14 protein-coding genes are annotated in these 17495 nt (G+C 71.3%); 10 read left to right on the forward strand and 4 right to left on the reverse strand.

Annotated features, from left to right (window positions below):
• Positions 1-23 precede the first annotated feature (23 nt).
• Both AB0B55_RS06620 and AB0B55_RS06625 read left to right on the forward strand, forming a co-directional pair.
• Positions 24-599 (forward strand): helix-turn-helix domain-containing protein, encoded by a 576-nt coding sequence (locus AB0B55_RS06620; protein ID WP_357170826.1) that lies wholly within the window; start codon positions 24-26, stop codon positions 597-599.
• A complete protein-coding gene (locus AB0B55_RS06625) occupies positions 596-1876 on the forward strand; it encodes an MFS transporter (RefSeq protein ID WP_357127289.1) in 1281 nt (426 codons plus the stop codon). Before AB0B55_RS06620 ends, AB0B55_RS06625 begins: the two co-directional genes overlap by 4 nt.
• Positions 1877-1924: 48 nt before the next feature.
• On the opposite strand, the gene AB0B55_RS06630 is transcribed toward AB0B55_RS06625, so the two are convergent.
• A complete protein-coding gene (locus AB0B55_RS06630) occupies positions 1925-2128 on the reverse strand; it encodes a cold-shock protein (RefSeq protein ID WP_007072071.1) in 204 nt (67 codons plus the stop codon).
• Between the two features lie 185 nt (positions 2129-2313).
• Between AB0B55_RS06630 and AB0B55_RS06635 the strand changes: the two genes are divergently transcribed.
• Positions 2314-3009, forward strand: a complete 696-nt coding sequence (locus AB0B55_RS06635) for a 50S ribosomal protein L11 methyltransferase (RefSeq protein ID WP_357127292.1) — start codon at positions 2314-2316, stop codon at positions 3007-3009.
• 101 nt (positions 3010-3110) lie between these two features.
• Complete coding sequence (locus AB0B55_RS06640) at positions 3111-3719, forward strand: VTT domain-containing protein (RefSeq protein ID WP_355049579.1); 609 nt, start codon at positions 3111-3113, stop codon at positions 3717-3719.
• A gap of 241 nt (positions 3720-3960) precedes the next feature.
• Here the strand turns inward: AB0B55_RS06640 and AB0B55_RS06645 are convergent, their stop codons facing one another.
• Entirely contained in the window at positions 3961-4614 is a 654-nt protein-coding gene (locus AB0B55_RS06645) for an MBL fold metallo-hydrolase (protein WP_357170828.1), read from the reverse strand.
• 258 nt (positions 4615-4872) lie between these two features.
• Here AB0B55_RS06645 and rsgA point away from each other — a divergent pair, with 258 nt between their 5' ends.
• The 5 genes from rsgA to AB0B55_RS06670 all read left to right on the forward strand — a co-directional run bounded on the left by rsgA (position 4873) and on the right by AB0B55_RS06670 (position 14017).
• Positions 4873-5943, forward strand: coding sequence for a ribosome small subunit-dependent GTPase A (rsgA, locus tag AB0B55_RS06650; RefSeq protein ID WP_357170830.1), 1071 nt, complete (start codon positions 4873-4875; stop codon positions 5941-5943).
• A gap of 249 nt (positions 5944-6192) precedes the next feature.
• A complete protein-coding gene (gene uvrA / locus AB0B55_RS06655; RefSeq protein ID WP_357170832.1) occupies positions 6193-9138 on the forward strand; it encodes an excinuclease ABC subunit UvrA in 2946 nt (981 codons plus the stop codon).
• 153 nt (positions 9139-9291) lie between these two features.
• Entirely contained in the window at positions 9292-9774 is a 483-nt protein-coding gene (locus tag AB0B55_RS06660; RefSeq protein WP_357134869.1) for a Rieske (2Fe-2S) protein, read from the forward strand.
• A 158-nt stretch (positions 9775-9932) separates the two neighbouring features.
• On the forward strand, positions 9933-11987 hold the full coding sequence (gene uvrC / locus AB0B55_RS06665; protein WP_357170834.1) for an excinuclease ABC subunit UvrC: 2055 nt from the start codon (positions 9933-9935) through the stop codon (positions 11985-11987).
• Positions 11988-13342: 1355 nt separating this feature from the next.
• The gene (locus AB0B55_RS06670; protein ID WP_357170836.1) at positions 13343-14017 is read left to right on the forward strand and encodes a C39 family peptidase; all 675 of its coding nucleotides are present in this window, start codon (positions 13343-13345) and stop codon (positions 14015-14017) included.
• Between the two features lie 54 nt (positions 14018-14071).
• Here the strand turns inward: AB0B55_RS06670 and recQ are convergent, their stop codons facing one another.
• Positions 14072-15913, reverse strand: a complete 1842-nt coding sequence (recQ, locus tag AB0B55_RS06675; RefSeq protein ID WP_357170838.1) for a DNA helicase RecQ — start codon at positions 15911-15913, stop codon at positions 14072-14074.
• Positions 15914-15985: 72 nt separating this feature from the next.
• Positions 15986-16474, reverse strand: a complete 489-nt coding sequence (locus AB0B55_RS06680; RefSeq protein WP_357170840.1) for a hypothetical protein — start codon at positions 16472-16474, stop codon at positions 15986-15988.
• A gap of 149 nt (positions 16475-16623) precedes the next feature.
• Between AB0B55_RS06680 and AB0B55_RS06685 the strand changes: the two genes are divergently transcribed.
• Positions 16624-17472, forward strand: a complete 849-nt coding sequence (locus AB0B55_RS06685) for a DUF5753 domain-containing protein (protein ID WP_357170842.1) — start codon at positions 16624-16626, stop codon at positions 17470-17472.
• The last annotated feature ends 23 nt before the right edge of the window (positions 17473-17495 follow it).

Consider the following 17495-nt stretch of genomic DNA (forward strand, 5'->3'; position numbering starts at 1 on the left):
CTTGCTGATGCCATGCTGCCGGTATGGAGAAGCCCGACGTACGCCAGGTCACCGACTCGCGGGTCCTCGCGGCCATGGCCCACCCGCTGCGCCGCCGCCTGATGGACGTGTTCAAGGTGCACGGGCCGTCGACCGTCGGCCTGCTCGCCGAACGCACCGACCAGGCGCCGGCGAACGTCAGCCACCACCTCAAGGTCCTCGCCGCCGCCGACCTGGTCACCGAAGCCCCCGAGCTGGCCCGGGACCGCCGCGAACGCTGGTGGAAACTGGTCACCCGGGGAGTGCGCTGGTCCTCGGCCGACTTCGACACCGACCCCGCCGACCGCGCCGTCGCCGACGCCGCCACCTCGCTCAACCTGGACCGGCACGTCGCGCTGGCCCGCGCCTGGCACGCCGCCGAGGAGACGGCGCAGGCCGCCTGGGGCGACGCGCCGTTCTCCTCCGACCGGTGGCTGCACCTCACGCCCGAGGAGCTGGACGAGCTGGGCGCCGAAATCAACGCCCTGCTCGCCCGCTGGGAGAACCGCGAGCGGTCCGACGACGGCGTCGAGCGGCACCCGGTGTTCGTGTTCGTCCACGGCGTACCGGCCCGGCCGTGACGGCGGCCACCCGGACCGGTCCCACGCCGGTCCGACCGGCCGGTGGGCTGCTGCGCCACCGCGACTTCCGCCTGCTCTGGGCCGGCCAGACGGTCAGCAGCATCGGCAGCAACGTCACCGTTGTCGCGCTCCCGCTGGTGGCGGTCGCCGTACTCGACGCCAGCACCTTCCAGGTAGCGGTCCTCACCGCCGCCGCCTGGCTGCCCTGGCTGCTGATCGGCCTGCCGGCCGGCGCGTGGGTGGACCGGTTGCCACGCCGGCCGCTCATGGTGGTCTGCGACCTGATCTGCGCGCTCGCCTTCCTCAGCGTGCCGGTGACGGCGCTGCTGGGCCGCCTCACCGTCGCGCAACTCCTGCTGGTGGCGCTCGGCGCGGGCGTGGCGCGGGTCTTCTTCGAGACCGCCGACCAGGTCTACCTGCCGGTGCTGCTGCGACCCGAGCAGCTACCCGACGGCAACGCGAAGCTCCAGGCCACCCAGACGATGAGCTACGTCGTCGGGCCCGGCATCGCCGGTCTGATCGCCCAACTCGCCGGCGCGGTCGCCGCGCTGCTGCTGGACGCGCTGACGTTCCTGCTCTCCGCGGTGTTCCTGCTGCGGATCCGCACCGCCGAAACGCGTCCGGAACGGCGGGACCACTCCCGATCGCTGCGCCGGGACATGGCCGACGGGCTCCGCTTCGTCATCGGTGACCCGTACCTGCGGGTGCTGACGCTCTACGGCGCGGCCAGCAACATCGGTCTGACCGGCTACCAGGCGGTCCTGGTCGTGTTCCTGGTCCGCGAACTACGACTCGCGCCGGGCCTGGTGGGCGTGCTCGTCGGGGTGATGAGCGTCGGAGGCATCATCGGCGCGCTGCTGGCGACCGTGGTCGCCCGGCGCTTCGGCAGCGCCCGTGCCCTGCTCGTCGCGGCGGCGCTCACCGGCCCGTCCGCCCTGCTCATCCCGTTGGCCGGGCCCGGAGTCGGCCTGCTCTGGCCGGCGCTCGGCGGCGTGCTTGTCAGCCTCGGCGTCGCCATCGGCAACGTGGTCAAGGGCGCGTTCCGGCAGACGTACACGCCGCACCACCTGCTCGGGCGCGTGACGGTGAGCATGCACCTGCTCAACTACGGCACCATCCCGCTGGCAGCCGTGCTGGCCGGGGCGCTCGGCGCGCGTTACGGCGTCGGCACCGCGATCACCGTGATGACCGCCTGGTCGGCGCTCACCCCGTTGATCCTGCTGATCGGACCGCTCCGGCGGCGGCGGGACTTGCCCGCCGCCCCGGCAGCGTCGTGAGTGCACTGCGACGGCGGCCGGGAACCGACCGCCGTCACCGGCACGGAGCTACATCGGGCGGACGTTGTCCGCCTGCGGGCCCTTCTGGCCCTGGGTCACCTCGAACTCGACCTTCTGGCCCTCGTTGAGCTCCCGGTAGCCGCTCGTCGCGATGGCGGAGTAGTGGACGAACACGTCCGGCCCTCCACCATCCTGCTCGATGAAGCCGAAGCCCTTTTCCGAGTTGAACCACTTAACCGTGCCGGTTGCCATGCATCTCTCCCTGTTCAAAGCGGCGGACCACCGGCCTCGAGGCCGATGGTCGCCCGTACCTGTTCGACAGTAACGGGCAAAACCCCGATCCGCCGGCCGAAGTGCCGTAGGTCTTTTCTCGAACTCAGATGAACACTCCGCGTCGCCCGCGTGCCAAAGCCGCCCCGACCGCTTCGTCGTGCGGCATGCTTGCGCCGATGAGGGGTCCCGCAGCCACCGCGCTGTCCGAGCTGGAGCGCGAGATCGACGCGCCCGGCGCCGGCCTGGACCGGCTCCGGCTGGTCCCCACCCCGTTCGTCCCGGAGGTGCGCCTGCACCTCGCCGAGGACGCGATCGTCTGGTGGGCCCGGATGGAGGCGCTCGCCGGGCACCCCCTGACGGCGCCGTACTGGGCCTCCGTCTGGCCCGGCGGTCAGGCCCTGGCCCGACACCTGCTGGACCACCCCGAGCTGGCCGCCGGGCGTCGCGTCCTCGACCTCGCCGCGGGTTCGGGACTCGTGGGCATCGCCGCCGCGCTGGCCGGCGCCGCCGAGGTCGTCGCCAACGACATCGACCCGTACGCTGTGGCGGCCGTCACGGTCAACGCCCGCGCCAACCGGGTCACCGTCGACGTCAACGGCGACGACCTGCTCGACCGCGACAGCGCCGACGCGGACCTGGTGGTCGCCGGGGACGTCTTCTACAGCCGTCCGATGGCTGCCCGGATGCTGCCGTTCCTGCGACGGGCCGTCGCCTCCGGCGCCGAGGTGCTGGTCGGGGACCCCGGCCGGGCGCACCTGCCGGTCGACGGGCTGCTGGTGCTGGCCGACTACCCGGTGCCCACCACCGAGCCGTCGGTGGACCCGTCGCCGCGTCGGGTGCGGGTGCTGCGACCCGCCTGACCCGCCGGCCATCTCAGGGGTGACCCCGAGGTGGACACCAGGGGGCGGTAAGGGCTGCGACCGGATGTCCACGGTGGCACGACGGCCATAGCGTACGAGGCATGACGCATTGGCTGGCCCAGGTCGGAGAGCTACCCATCCTGGTGCTGATGGGCGTACTCGGGTTGGTGATGCTCTTCGACGCCGTACCGCTGCTCGGCGTCCTCGTCCCCGGCGACGTGGCGATCCTGGCCGCGGTCGGGGTGGGCCGCCCGGCCACCGGGCTGGCCACCTTCGCCGCGGTGCTCGCCGGATGCCTCGCCGGCTGGTCGCTGAGCTTCCTGATCGGTCGCCGGTACGCCGAACCCCTGCGCCGCAGTCGCGTCGGAGGCTGGATCGGCGAGTCGCGCTGGAGTGCGGCCGAAGGGATCCTCAGCCGTGGCGGCGGGCGGATGGTGATGGTCGCGCCGTTCCTGCCGGTGTTCAACGCCCTGCTGCCGCTGGCCGCCGGCGGACTGCGGATGTCGTACCGGCGGTTCCTCGGCTGCGCGGCCCTCGGCGCGGCGGCCTGGGCCGGTCTCTACCTGGCGCTGGGCATCGCGTCACGGTCGCTGGCCGCGCTGCTGCCGGGCGCGCCCAGTCCGTTGCTGGTGACCATGGGGGTGGGGTTGGTGCTGGCCACCGTGGTGCTGCTGGGGGCGCGGCGGCGGCTGTTCGCTCTGGCTGGCTGAGCTTCTTGCTGGCTGTGGTTGCGGTGGGGGGCGGGGGCCTGCCGTGCCCGGCTCCGGGCGGTCAGGCTTGATCCCTGCGCCGGGCACGGCAGGCCCCCGCCCCCGTCGGGGTCTTGGTCCGCCGGTCGGGTCGCGGTCTTCCGGCGGGTTGTTCGACCTTCAGTGGCTCTTGGTCAGCGTTGGGTGGCCCAATTGAGTGGCTCGCTCGGGCTCTCGTGGGTGACCTGGTCCGTGGGGTGGGTTACCAGCCTCGGGTTCGCCACTGGGGGAGGGCGGGGCGTTCGGTGCCCAGGGTGCTGTCCTTGCCGTGGCCCGGGTAGAACCAGGTGTCGTCCGGCAGTTGGCCGAACAGCTTGTGCTCGACGTCGTCGATCAACGCGGCGAAGCGCTGCGGGTCCTTGTCCGTGTTGCCCACACCGCCGGGAAAGAGACTGTCGCCGGTGAACAGGTGGGCGGTGCCGGCCGGATCGCGGTAGAGCAGCGCAATCGACCCGGGCGTGTGCCCCTTGATGTGGATGACCTCCAGCGCGCAGTCACCCACCGCGACGGTGTCGCCCTCGGCCAGGTGTTCCGCCTCGATCGGCAGCCCGGACGCGTCGTCGGCGTGCACCAGCGCCCGCGCGCCGGTCTTGGCGACCACCTCCTCCAACGCCACCCAGTGGTCCATGTGCTGGTGGGTGGTGACCACGGCGGTCAGGCCGTCGTCACCGATCAGCTCCAGCAGCCGGGGCGCCTCGTTGGCGGCGTCGATCAACACCTGGTCGCCGGTGCCGGCGCACCGCAGCAGGTAGGCGTTGTTGTCCATCGGGCCGACCGACAGCTTGCTGATCGTGAGCCCGGACAACTCGCGGACCGCCGGCGGGCCGCCGTGGGTGACATCTCCGCTGTAGGTCATGACGTGTCGACATCCATTCCGGTGGAGGAGGCGCTCGGCGGCTGTGCGGTGGCGTCGCGCGGGCGGCGCGGCGGTGCGCACGCGTCGACCCTAGCGGGCGGGCGCCGCACCGTCGTCGCGGAAATCGCTTTCGGCACGGCGCGTCGCGCCCTACCGTCGGCGTCACAAGCGGCACTCGGACGTCGGACGGAGGTGGAGTTCATGCCGGACGTGGCACGCGTGTTCCGCCATCACCAGCTCGACACCGATGAGGATGCTATGACCATCGATCTGACCGCCCTCGGCTGGGACGCCGACCGGGCGTCGTACGCCGCCCGACGTGGCGAGCGCCACCCGGGCCGGGTGGCCCGGGTGGACCGGGGAGTCTGCACGGTGCTCACCGTCGACGGCCCGGTCCGCGCCAGCCTCGGCCCGTCCGTGCTGGCCGCCGCCGTCCAGGACCCCTCCGCGCTGCCCTGCGCGGGAGACTGGGTACTGCTCACACACTGGCCGGACCGCCGGATCACGGTGGGGGCCGTGCTGCCCCGGCGAGCCGCGCTGATCCGCCGTACCGCCGGCAAGGACGCCAGCGGCCAGGTGCTGGCCGCGAACCTCGACACGGCCGCCGTGGTGGAGCCGGTGCACCCGGAGCCGGACGTGGCCCGCATCGAGCGGCTGCTGTCCCTGGTCCACGAGTCCGGGGCCCGGCCGCTCGTGGTGCTGACCAAGTCCGACCTCGCGGCCGACCCGGCCGCGCTGGCCCGCCAACTCGCCGCCGTCGCACCCGGTGTGCCGGTGCTGCCGGTCAGCGCCGAGCACGGCACCGGGCTGGCGCCGCTGCGCGCCGAGGTCGCGCCGGGTCGCACGCTGGGGCTGCTCGGGCCGTCCGGCGCGGGCAAGTCGAGCCTGGTCAACGCGCTCGCCGGCGCGATGATGATGCCGACCCAGGCGATCCGCCGGGTCGACGGCAAGGGCCGGCACACCACCACCTGGCGGGCCCTGGTGCCCATCCCGGGCGGCGGCGCGGTGATCGACACGCCTGGCGTACGCGCGGTCGGTCTCCTCGACGGCGTGGCCGGGTTGGACCGGGCGTTCGCCGACATCGCGGGGCTGGCCGAGGGTTGCCGGTACGCCGACTGCCGGCACGACGGCGAGCCGGCCTGCGCGGTCCGGGACGCGCTGCGGACCGGTGAGCTGTCCGCCCGCCGTTGGGAGAGCTGGCGGCGGCTGCAGGGCGAGGTGGCGCACGAGAGCGGGCGGCGTGCCGCCCGCCTCGCCGCCGAGCGACGCGGCGGCTGGCGCTCGGCGCGACGCCGGGCGGCACGCCCGCCGTCGCCCGGGGGTTACTGACCGGGGCTCTGCCGTCGGGGTACGTGCCCGGCGGCAACGGCCGGTGCCAAAGGCTCGCGGCCGGCGCGGCCGACCGGGCTGAGCTGGGGGAATGTGCGGGCGGGGGAAACTGTCGTACCTCGGGGCTAGAGTTGCCGAGGCGTGTTTTCCGCGCCCGTACCGACCGCTCATGAGCAGCTACGACCGCTCGGAAACAGCACAGAGCGGGACAGACCCTCCGCTTCACCTTCACCCGGGAGTACACGTACCGTGGCCGACCGACTCATCATCCGTGGCGCGCGCGAGCACAACCTGCGTGACGTCAGTCTCGACCTGCCCCGGGACGCTCTCATCGTGTTCACCGGGCTGTCCGGGTCGGGCAAGTCGAGCCTGGCCTTCGACACGATCTTCGCCGAGGGGCAGCGGCGCTACGTGGAGTCGCTGTCGTCGTACGCCCGGCAGTTCCTCGGTCAGATGGACAAGCCCGACGTCGACTTCATCGAGGGGCTGAGCCCGGCCGTCTCGATCGACCAGAAGTCCACCTCGCGCAACCCGCGCTCCACCGTCGGCACCATCACCGAGGTCTACGACTACCTGCGGCTGCTCTTCGCCCGCATCGGCGAGCCGCACTGCCCGGTCTGTGGCGAGCGGATCTCCAAGCAGAGCCCGCAGCAGATCGTCGACCGGGTCCTCGCGATGGCCGAGGGCACCAAGTTCATGGTGCTCGCCCCGGTCATCCGGGGCCGCAAGGGCGAGTACGTCGACCTCTTCGCCGAGCTGCAGGCCAAGGGTTACGCCCGGGCCCGCGTCGACGGCGTGGTGCACCCGCTGACCGAGCCGCCCAAGCTCAAGAAGCAGGAGAAGCACACCATCGAGGTGGTGATCGACCGGCTCACCGTCAAGCCGAGCGCCAAGCAGCGACTGACCGACTCGGTCGAGGCCGCGCTGGGGCTGTCCAGCGGCCTGGTGCTGCTCGACTTCGTCGACCTGCCGGAGGACGACCCGGAGCGGGAGCGCCGCTACTCGGAGCACCTGGCCTGCCCCAACGACCACCCGCTGGCTATCGAGGATCTCGAGCCCCGGGTGTTCTCCTTCAACGCGCCCTACGGCGCCTGCCCGGAGTGCACCGGCCTGGGCACCAAGAAGGAGGTCGACCCGGAGCTGCTGGTTCCCGACCCGGAGCGCAGCCTGCGCGAGGGCGCCATCCAGCCCTGGTCCACCGGGCACAACCTGGAATACTTCCTGCGTCTGCTGGAGGCCCTCGGCGAGGCCCAGCACTTCGACATCGACACCCCGTGGCGGGCGTTGCCGGCACGGGCGCAGAAGACGATCCTGCACGGCTCCGACGACCAGGTGCACGTGCGCTACCGCAACAAGTACGGCCGTGAGCGCTCCTACTACACCGGCTTCGAGGGCGTGGTGCAGTGGATCGAGCGCCGGCACTCCGATACCGAGTCCGAGTGGTCCCGCGACAAGTACGAGGGCTACATGCGGGACGTGCCGTGTGCGGCCTGCGGGGGCGCCCGGCTCAAGCCCGAGGTGCTCGCCGTCACCCTGGCGGGCAAGAGCATCGCCGAGGTCTGCAACCTGTCCGTGGGGGAGTGCGCCGACCTGCTCGCCGGCATCGAGCTGACCGACCGGCAGAAGCTGATCGCCGAGCGCGTCCTCAAGGAGATCAACGCCCGGCTGCGGTTCCTGCTCGACGTCGGCCTGGACTACCTCTCCCTCGACCGGCCGGCCGGCACGCTCTCCGGCGGTGAGGCGCAGCGCATCCGGCTCGCCACCCAGATCGGCTCGGGCCTGGTCGGGGTGCTCTACGTGCTCGACGAGCCGTCGATCGGGCTGCACCAGCGGGACAACCACCGGCTCATCGAGACGCTGATCCGGCTGCGCGGGCTGGGCAACACGCTGATCGTGGTGGAGCACGACGAGGACACCATCCGGGTGGCCGACTGGATCGTCGACATCGGCCCCGGCGCGGGCGAGCACGGTGGCAAGATCGTGCACAGCGGCTCGGTGCCGGCGCTGCTGAAGAACAAGGAGTCGATCACCGGGGCGTACCTCTCCGGTCGGCGGTCGATCCCGACGCCGACCGGCCGCCGTCCGCAGACCAAGGACCGTGAGCTGGTGGTGCACGGCGCGCGGGAGCACAACCTGCGCAACCTGACCGTCTCGTTCCCGCTGGGCCAGCTCATCGCGGTCACCGGCGTCAGCGGCTCGGGCAAGTCGACGCTGGTCAACGACATCCTGTACGCGGTGCTGGCCAACCAGATCAACGGCGCCCGCCTGGTGCCCGGCCGGCACACCCGGGTCTCCGGGCTGGAGCACGTCGACAAGGTCGTCGGCGTGGACCAGTCGCCGATCGGCCGTACGCCCCGCTCCAACCCCGCCACCTACACGGGTGTCTGGGACCACGTCCGCAAGCTCTTCGCCGAGACCACCGAGGCCAAGGTCCGGGGGTACGGGCCGGGTCGGTTCTCGTTCAACGTCAAGGGTGGCCGCTGCGAGGCGTGCTCCGGCGACGGCACCATCAAGATCGAGATGAACTTCCTGCCCGACGTGTACGTCCCCTGCGAGGTCTGCAAGGGCGCCCGGTACAACCGGGAGACCCTGGAGGTGCACTACAAGGGCAAGACCGTCTCGGACGTGCTGGAGATGCCGATCGAGGAGGCCGCCGAGTTCTTCTCCGCCATCCCCGCCATCCACCGGCACCTCAAGACCCTCGTCGACGTCGGCCTGGGCTACGTCCGCCTCGGGCAGCCCGCTCCGACGCTCTCCGGCGGTGAGGCGCAGCGGGTCAAGCTCGCCTCCGAGCTGCAGAAGCGCTCCACCGGGCGCACGGTCTACGTGCTCGACGAGCCGACCACCGGTCTGCACTTCGAGGACATCCGCAAGCTGCTGATGGTGCTCGAGGGACTGGTCGACAAGGGCAACACCGTGATCACCATCGAGCACAACCTCGACGTGATCAAGACGGCCGACTGGCTCATCGACATGGGCCCCGAGGGCGGTCACCGGGGCGGTACCGTGCTCGCCACCGGCACCCCGGAGGAGGTCGCCGAGGTCGCCGAGAGCCACACCGGCGAGTTCCTGCGCCAGGTGCTCAAGCTCGACGGCGAGGCCAAGGGCGCGGCGGCGGCCACCACCCGGGCCGCCAAGGCCAACGGCGCGACCAAGACGCGGGCGACCCGCAAGGTGCCGGCCGGCGCGCGCTGACTTTCCCGCATCTCTTCGGGGCGGGTCGGCTGACGACCCGCCCCTTTTGCCGGGGTCGCCCGGATGCCGGGGTGAACTATCCGGCACAGTTGCGCGTGGAAGGAAGTGTGGCCGGCTTTCGGACCGGCGCACTGGGCGAGAGAGAGGCGAGGCATGAGCGACGATCAGGCGCTGACCGGACCGGGTACGCAGACCCGTCGTACCCTGCTCACCGGCGTCGGGGCGGTCGGCGCGGCCGTCGTCCTGGCTGCCTGCGGCAGTGACGACGGCAGCGGCAGCGACGGACCCACCAGTGGCGGCCCCGCCGTGCCCAGCACCGGGGACGCCGGCGGCGGCAACCGGCAGAACGCCCAGTCGCTGGCCACCACCGCCGACATCCCGGTCGGCGGCGGCAAGATCCTCGCCGCCGAGGGCGTGGTGATCACCCAGCCCGCGGCCGGCCAGTTCAAGGGCTTCAGCCCGATCTGTACGCACCAGAACTGCCCCGTGTCGAACGTCGATGGCGGCACCATCAACTGCACCTGCCACGGCAGCAAGTTCTCGATCGAGGACGGCTCGGTGAAGGCCGGTCCGGCGAAGAAGCCGCTGCCGCCGAAGGACATCAAGGTCACCGGCGACCAGATCTCGCTGGCCTGACCCACCTGGGCGCGCCGGTCGCGCCGGTCGGCCATTGATCAACTCGCGTTTCCGGAAGTCGGGGTGTCTGCGGCTCTCCGACACCCCGGCTTCCGGGAAGCCGGGGTGGATCACGCGCCTGCGGTGGGGTGTCGGGGGTGCGGACTAGGCTTGGCGGTGTGGCTGACCCCTCGACCTACCGTCCCGCACCCGGCACCATCCCGGAGTCACCGGGGGTCTACCGCTTCCGCGACGGCACCGGCCGGGTGATCTACGTCGGCAAGGCGAAAAACCTGCGCAGCCGGCTCAACTCCTACTTCGGCGACGTCTGGAACCTGCACGAGCGCACCCGCCAGATGGTCACCACCGCCGAGTCGGTGGACTGGATCACCGTCGGCACCGAGGTCGAGGCGCTCCAGCAGGAGTTCACCTGGATCAAGCAGTACGATCCCCGGTTCAACGTCCGTTACCGCGACGACAAGTCGTACCCCTATCTGGCCGTCACCCTCGACGAGGAGTACCCGCGCCTCCAGGTGATGCGCGGCGCGAAACGCAAGGGTGTGCGCTACTTCGGGCCGTACTCGCACGCCTGGGCCATCCGCGAGACCCTCGACCTGCTGCTGCGGGTCTTCCCCGCGCGGACCTGCTCGGCCGGCGTGTTCAAGCGGGCCGGCCAGGTCGGCCGCCCCTGCCTGCTGGGCTACATCGGCAAGTGCTCGGCCCCGTGCGTCGGCACCGTCTCGGCCGACGAGCACCGTGCCATCGTCGACGGGTTCTGCGACTTCATGGCCGGCCGCACCGACACCATGGTCCGCAAGATCGAACGCGAGATGACCGAGGCCAGCGAGGCGTTGGAGTTCGAACGGGCCGCCCGCCTGCGCGACGACGTGGCCGCCCTGCGCCGGGCCATGGAGAAGCAGACCGTCGTGCTCGGCGACGGCACCGACGCCGACGTGGTCGCGTTCGCCGACGACCCGCTCGAGGCGGCCGTGCAGGTCTTCCACGTCCGCGACGGCCGGGTCCGCGGCCAGCGCGGCTGGGTGGTGGAGAAGACCGAGGACCTGACCACCGGCGACCTGGTGCACCACTTCTGCACCCAGGTGTACGGCGGCGAGCACGGCGAGGCGGACGTACCCCGTGAGCTTCTGGTGCCCGAGCTGCCGGCCGACGCGGACGCGCTCGCCGACTGGCTCACCAGCCACCGCGGCAGCCGGGTGTCGTTGCGCGTGCCGCAGCGCGGCGACAAGCGCACCCTGCTGGAGACGGTCGAGCGCAACGCCAAGGACGCGCTGGCCCGGCACAAGCTCAAACGCTCCGGCGACCTGACCACCCGCGGCAAGGCCCTCGACGAGATCAGCGAGGCGCTGGGCATGCGCACCTCGCCGTTGCGCATCGAGTGCTTCGACATCTCCCAGATCCAGGGCACCGATGTGGTGGCCAGCATGGTGGTCTTCGAGGACGGGTTGCCCCGCAAGAGCGAGTACCGGCGGTTCATCGTCCGGGGCGCCACCGACGACCTGTCCGCGATGTCCGAGGTGCTGCGTCGCCGCTTTGCCCGCTACCTCGACGCGCGGGCCGAGACGGGCGAGGTGGGTGTGGAGTCGGCCGACGACCCGTCCACCCCGGTCGACCCCGTCGATCCGCAGGTCGGTGTCCTGATCGACCCGACCACCGGCCGGCCGCGAAAGTTCGCGTACCCGCCGCAGCTGGTGGTCGTCGACGGCGGCGCCCCGCAGGTCGCGGCCGCCGCGCAGGCCCTCGCCGACCTGGGCATCGACGACGTCGCGCTCTGCGGCCTCGCCAAGCGGCTGGAGGAGGTCTGGCTCCCGGACGACGAGTTCCCGGTCATCCTGCCGCGCACCTCCGAGGGCCTCTACCTGCTGCAACGCGTCCGCGACGAGGCGCACCGCTTCGCCATCACGTTCCACCGCCAGCGCCGCTCCAAGCGGATGACCGAGTCGGCGCTGGACAATGTCCCCGGCCTGGGCGAGGTACGCCGCAAGGCGCTGCTACGCCACTTCGGCTCGCTCAAGCGGCTCTCCACGGCAACCGTCGACGAGATCACCGAGGTACCCGGGGTCGGTCGTCGTACCGCCGAGGCGATCCTGGCCGCCCTGGAGACGGGGGTGCCGGCCGACACCGGCGCGGAGGCGACCTCCGACGCGGAGAGCGCACCCCCTGCGGGGGCGGCTTCTGCCGCTGAGCCAGCGGTCGAGGGCTTGCCTTCGCCATGATCGACTCGACTTCGGCGATATCGGGCTATCAACCGGCTGGTATAGCGCGCTATCGCCGAAGTCGTGTGGATCACCACCTCGCCCCGAGGCGCGCATGCTCCTGCCGCGCGCCGTATGGGCGACATGACCTGATATGGGCGACGATCCGGGCCCGTCCTGTCGGGCCGGCATGGTGGGGTCACCGGGGCGAAGTGGCACTTTGCCGGCCTGGGCGTTGCTCCGCACGCCTGCTCCCGGTGTCGCCAGTGAGCAGCTGCCTGTCCACCTACCTGAATACGGAACGCGCCGCCGCCGCAGACCCCATGATCGTGCTCGATCCTGGTTGTAGTGGCCTCGGCCGCGCGGCGAGGGGCCTCTTTCCTAGTTCGAGCACGATCTTGCCCCTCGTGCGCCGTCTCACCCTCAGTTGGGCTGGTGCGCCCTGGTTGGTGAGACAACACTTTCGGGGATGTTGCTGCCTCACGACGGGCTGAGGCAGCAACATCCCCGATATTGCGCAGATCATCGGACCCGCCCAGGCGTGGCCTGTCGGCGTCGGCATCGGCTCGGCTCGGGTCGGCTCGCGTCCGCTCGGCTTCGGCTCGCTTCGGCTCGCGTCGGGTCGGCTCGGCTCGCGTCGGGTCGGGTCGGGCGTCACGATTTGTCCGGTTTTGGTGGTCGGGTGGCGCTTGGGTACTCGGGGTCGATCGTGCCCGCGCCTCGATCGACTCCAGGTCGCCGATGTGGGGGCATCCTTTGTGCGCAGATGCCGCCACTTCGGCGATGTCGAGTCGATCATCCCCGGTGGGGCCTGACGGTCTGTCCCGCCTGGGCGGTTTGTCCTGTTCAGGGGTGGGTGCCGTGACGGGTCGCATCCCGGCGGCGGAAATCGCGGGCCGGGTCGGGTCGTTGTATCTGGCACGCCGCCGCGACCCTCGGGTCACAGCCGCACGACACCGGTCGCAGTGCGCCACAGCCGCCGGGAACACCCGCCGGGCCGGCGTCGTTACATCCCCCGCGCCGCCGAGCAGCTCGCCGGCCCAGAGCCGGTAGCCGCGGCCGGGAACACCCGCCGGGTCGGTGTCGTTACATCCCCCGCGCCGCCGAGCAGCACGCCGGCCCAGAGCCGGTAGCCGCGGCCGGGAACACCCGCCAGGCCGGCGTCGTTACATCCCCCGCACGGCCGAGCACCACCGGCCGGCGCCCGGTCCATCAGCGGGGGAATGATCCGCTGACCCGGACCGTTGGACCACCCTCCGGAATATCCGAGCAGGCCCCTGCTGGGCCGCCGGCTGATCCCCCCACGATCTTTCCCCGCCCGGCATGCCCCCGTGTGCCGAGTGCGCGTTTCCCCCGACGCAGAGGAGCACGCCATCATGCGTACCGATCTGATTCGTAAGACCGCTCTGACCGCTGCTGGTCTCGCGTTCACCGGCGGCGCTATCGCCGGCCCCGTCACGGCCGCGTTCGCCGCGGAGAGCACCGCCAAGCCGACGTCCCAGTCGCAGTCGCAGTCGCAGGCTGAGCGTAAGGGTCATGGTGAGCGGCAGTTGGGTGTGCGGTATGAGGCGCAGCCGAACTTCTACTACTGCGGTCCGGCCGCTACCCGTAACGCGCTGAGTGTGCAGGGCAAGGACATCAGCGTGGACGCGATGGCCAAGGAGATGGGCACCACCGAGGCCGGCACCAACAGCATTAACGACATCACGCCGGTGTTGAACAAGGAGACCGGTAAGTCGGACGCCTACCACAGCGTGGAGATCAGCAAGCCCGACGCCGACGCCACCCAGACCGACCGGTTGCGCGCCGACATCGTCAAGACCGTTGATGACGGTCGGGCCGTGGTCGCGAACATCGCCGGCACCAGCGTCGACACCGACGGCAACACGCACTCCTTCGAGGGCGGGCACTACATCAGCGTCGTGGGCTACCGCGATGACGGCAACACCGTGCGGATCGCCGACTCCGCCGATGCGAACACCGCCGCCTACGACATCACCGTCGAACACCTCGCCGACTGGATCGCCACCCGCGGCTACGCCACCAGCTGACAACCACACCGCAAAGGGCCGGACCCCACGGGGTCCGGCCCTTTCGGCATAAGGTCACTCGCCAGCGAGGACGGCCAGGATCTGCTCGCCGTACTTGGCGAGTTTGTTCTCGCCGACGCCGTTGACGCGGGACAGTTCGGCCAGCGAGGTGGGCTCGTCGCTCGCGATCTGGCGCAGCGTCGCGTCGTGGAAGATGACGTACGCCGGCACGCCCTGCTCCTTGGCGGTGGCCGCCCGCCAGGCGCGCAGCCGTTCGAAGACGGACGCGGCGGCCGGGGTCAGCTCGGCCGCGACGGTGGACGAGCCGCGCGGCTTCGACGAGCGGCTCGACGCCGGCTTCTCCGGTTCGCGGCGCATGGTGACGGTACGACGACGGCCAAGCACGTCGGCGCTCGCCTCGGTCAGCGCGAGCGTGCCGTAGTCGCCCTCGACGGCGAGCAGCCCTTCGGCGAGGAGCTGCCGGACCACGCCCCGCCACTCGGCCTCGCTCAACTCCGTGCCGATACCGAAGACGGTCAGCGCGTCGTGACCGTACTGGCTGATCTTGTCGGTCTGCTTGCCGAGCAGGATGTCGACGCAGTGCCCGGCGCCGAACCGCTGGTTGCGTTCGCGGTCGAGGCGGAACACGGTGGACAGCAGCTTCTGGGCGGCGACCGTGCCGTCCCAGGACTCCGGTGGGTTGAGGCAGGTGTCGCAGTTGCCGCAGGCCGAGGTTTCGCTCTCGCCGAAGTATTCGAGTAGCTGCACCCGGCGGCACCGGACCGTCTCGCAGAGCGCGAGCATCGCGTCGAGGTGCGCGGCGAGGTTGCGGCGATGGGCCAGGTCGCCGTCGGACGTCTCGATCAGCTTGCGCTGCTGCACCACGTCCTGCAGGCCGTACGCCAGCCAGGCGGTGGACGGCAGCCCGTCGCGGCCGGCGCGGCCGGTCTCCTGGTAGTAGCCCTCGACCGACTTGGGCAGGTCGAGGTGGGCCACGAAGCGGACGTCGGGCTTGTCGATGCCCATGCCGAAGGCGATGGTGGCCACCATGACCAGGCCGTCCTCGCGCAGGAAGCGGTGCTGGTTGGCGGCGCGGGTCGCCGCGTCGAGGCCGGCGTGGTAGGGCAGCGCGGCGATGCCGTTGGCGGTCAGGAACTCGGCGGTCTTGTCGACCGAGGCGCGGGACAGGCAGTAGACGATGCCCGCGTCACCGGGATGCTCGTCGCGCAGCAGGGCGAGCAGTTGCTTGCGGGGCTCCCGCTTGGGCACGATCCGGTACTGGATGTTGGGCCGGTCGAAGCTGGCCACGAAGTGTCGCGCGTCGTCGAGGCCCAGCCTGCTGGCGATCTCGCGGCGGGTGGCGCTCGTCGCGGTGGCGGTCAACGCGATGCGGGGGACCTGCGGCCACCGCTCGTGCAGCATCGACAGGGCCAGGTAGTCGGGCCGGAAGTCGTGCCCCCACTGCGACACGCAGTGCGCCTCGTCGATCGCGAACAGGGAGATGCGCCCCCGGTCGAGCAGGGCGAGGGTGGACCGGACGCCGAGCGCCTCCGGCGCCAGGTAGAGCAGGTCCAGCTCGCCGGCCACGAAGGCCGCCTCGACCCGGCGGCGGGCGTCGAGGGTCTGCGTCGAGTTGAGGAAGCCGGCGCGTACGCCGACCGCGGTGAGCGCGTCCACCTGGTCCTGCATGAGCGCGATCAGCGGCGACACGACGACCGCGACGCCGTCGCGGACCAGGGCCGGGATCTGGTAGCACAGCGATTTGCCGCCACCGGTGGGCATCAGCACCAGCGCGTCGCCGCCGGCGACGACATGGTCGATGACCTGCTGCTGGAAGCCGCGGAAGGCGTCGTAGCCGAACACCCGGCGCAGCGCCGCCAGCGCGTCGTCGGTCCGCAGCTCGGTCGGGGAAGCCATCCGGGGAGTCTACGAGCCCTCCCCGACAGCATCGCCCGCACGGCGGCCGGCGCGTCCGCCGCGCCGCGACGGTCACTGCGCCGACGTGCCGTCTCCGTCGCCCCAGCAGAGCCCACCGATGCCGGCCGCGCTGTGGAAGCCGGGGTGTCCGTTGACGTCCATGCAGACTTCGTTGTCGGGGCCGCTCCGGCCGCAGAACACCGGCTCGACGTGGTGCCAGGCGTCGGCCCGGGACAGCAGCGCGGCCCCGGCGGCCACCTCGGGGCGCAGGGCGGTCAACCCCTCCGTGTAGACGACGGCCTGGTCGCGGGCCTCCGTCAGGTCCGTCGCCAGGTAGGACAGGTGCAGCGTCCAGCGCCGGGCCGCCGGCCGCTCGCGCTCCGTCGGACCCAGAGCGATGAGGTACGACGACAGTGTCTCCGGCGTTGCCAACGCGAATTCGATGGCGGCCCGGACCCGCTCGGACACGTCGGCCCGGTCGAGCAGGTCGGTCAGGTCGTCCTGGCCGTCACGGGGCCGCCGGGACTCACCATCCCAACGAGACGATCGATTGTCCGTCACGATGCCCTGCCTCTCCGTAGCGGATCCTCGTCAAGAGCCTGGACCAGGCGAGGCAAAAATGCAACGTCGCCATTCTTTGGAAACAGATGCTTGAGGTGTCGTCGCTCTTGGGTAAGAATCGATCACTCACAGTGGAGGTGACGGCGGCGATGGCACAGGTGCCCAGTCCGACGATCAGAGCCCGCCGGCTGCGGCGCGAGTTGCGCCGCCTGCGGGACCGCACCGGGCACACCGCCGAGGAGGTCGCCAAGATCCTGGGCTGGCACCGGACGAAGGTCATCCGCTTCGAACTCGGACACTCGCGGGTGATGCCCAAGGACCTGCCCCCGCTGCTCGACCTCTACGACGCATCCGAGGGCGAGCGGGAGTCGCTGAACGCGCTGCTGCGGCAGTCCCGGCAGAAGGGGTGGTGGAGCGCGTACGGCGACGTGCTGCCGGACGACTTCGTCGGCTTCGAGGCGGAGGCGACGTCGATCAGCGCGTTCGAGTGTCTGTACGTTCCCGGCCTGTTGCAGACGGAGCAGTACGTCCGCGCCATCGTCAGAGCGGGTCGCAGCACCGCCGACCAGGACGAGACCGACCGGCGGGTGGCAGCCCGACTCGCCCGCAAGGCCATGCTCTCGCGCGACGTGCCGCCGAAGCTGTGGATGGTGCTTGATGAGGCGGCTGTCCGTCGCGTCGTGGGTGGCAGGGACGTGATGCGAGCGCAGCTCGCCCGCCTGATCGAGGCATGTGAGCTGCCTACTGTCGAGATCCAGATCTTGCCGTTCGCCGCCGGCGCGCACGCGGGAATGGGCGGCCCGTTCACCCTGCTCGACTATGCCGATCCGAGCCTGGACCCCACCGTCGTCTATCTCGACAACGACTCCAGCACGCTCCTGCTCGAAGAGGAGAGGCACGTCGCCCGATATAGACTCATGTTCGATCACCTCATGGCCAAGGCGCTCGACCCTGACGAGTCGGCTGGCTTCCTGGCACGGGTGGCGGGTGACTACTGACCGGGACGCAAGGGGTTTGACCG

This window comes from Micromonospora sp. NPDC049107, from assembly GCF_040648595.1.
Lineage (GTDB): Bacteria > Actinomycetota > Actinomycetes > Mycobacteriales > Micromonosporaceae > Micromonospora.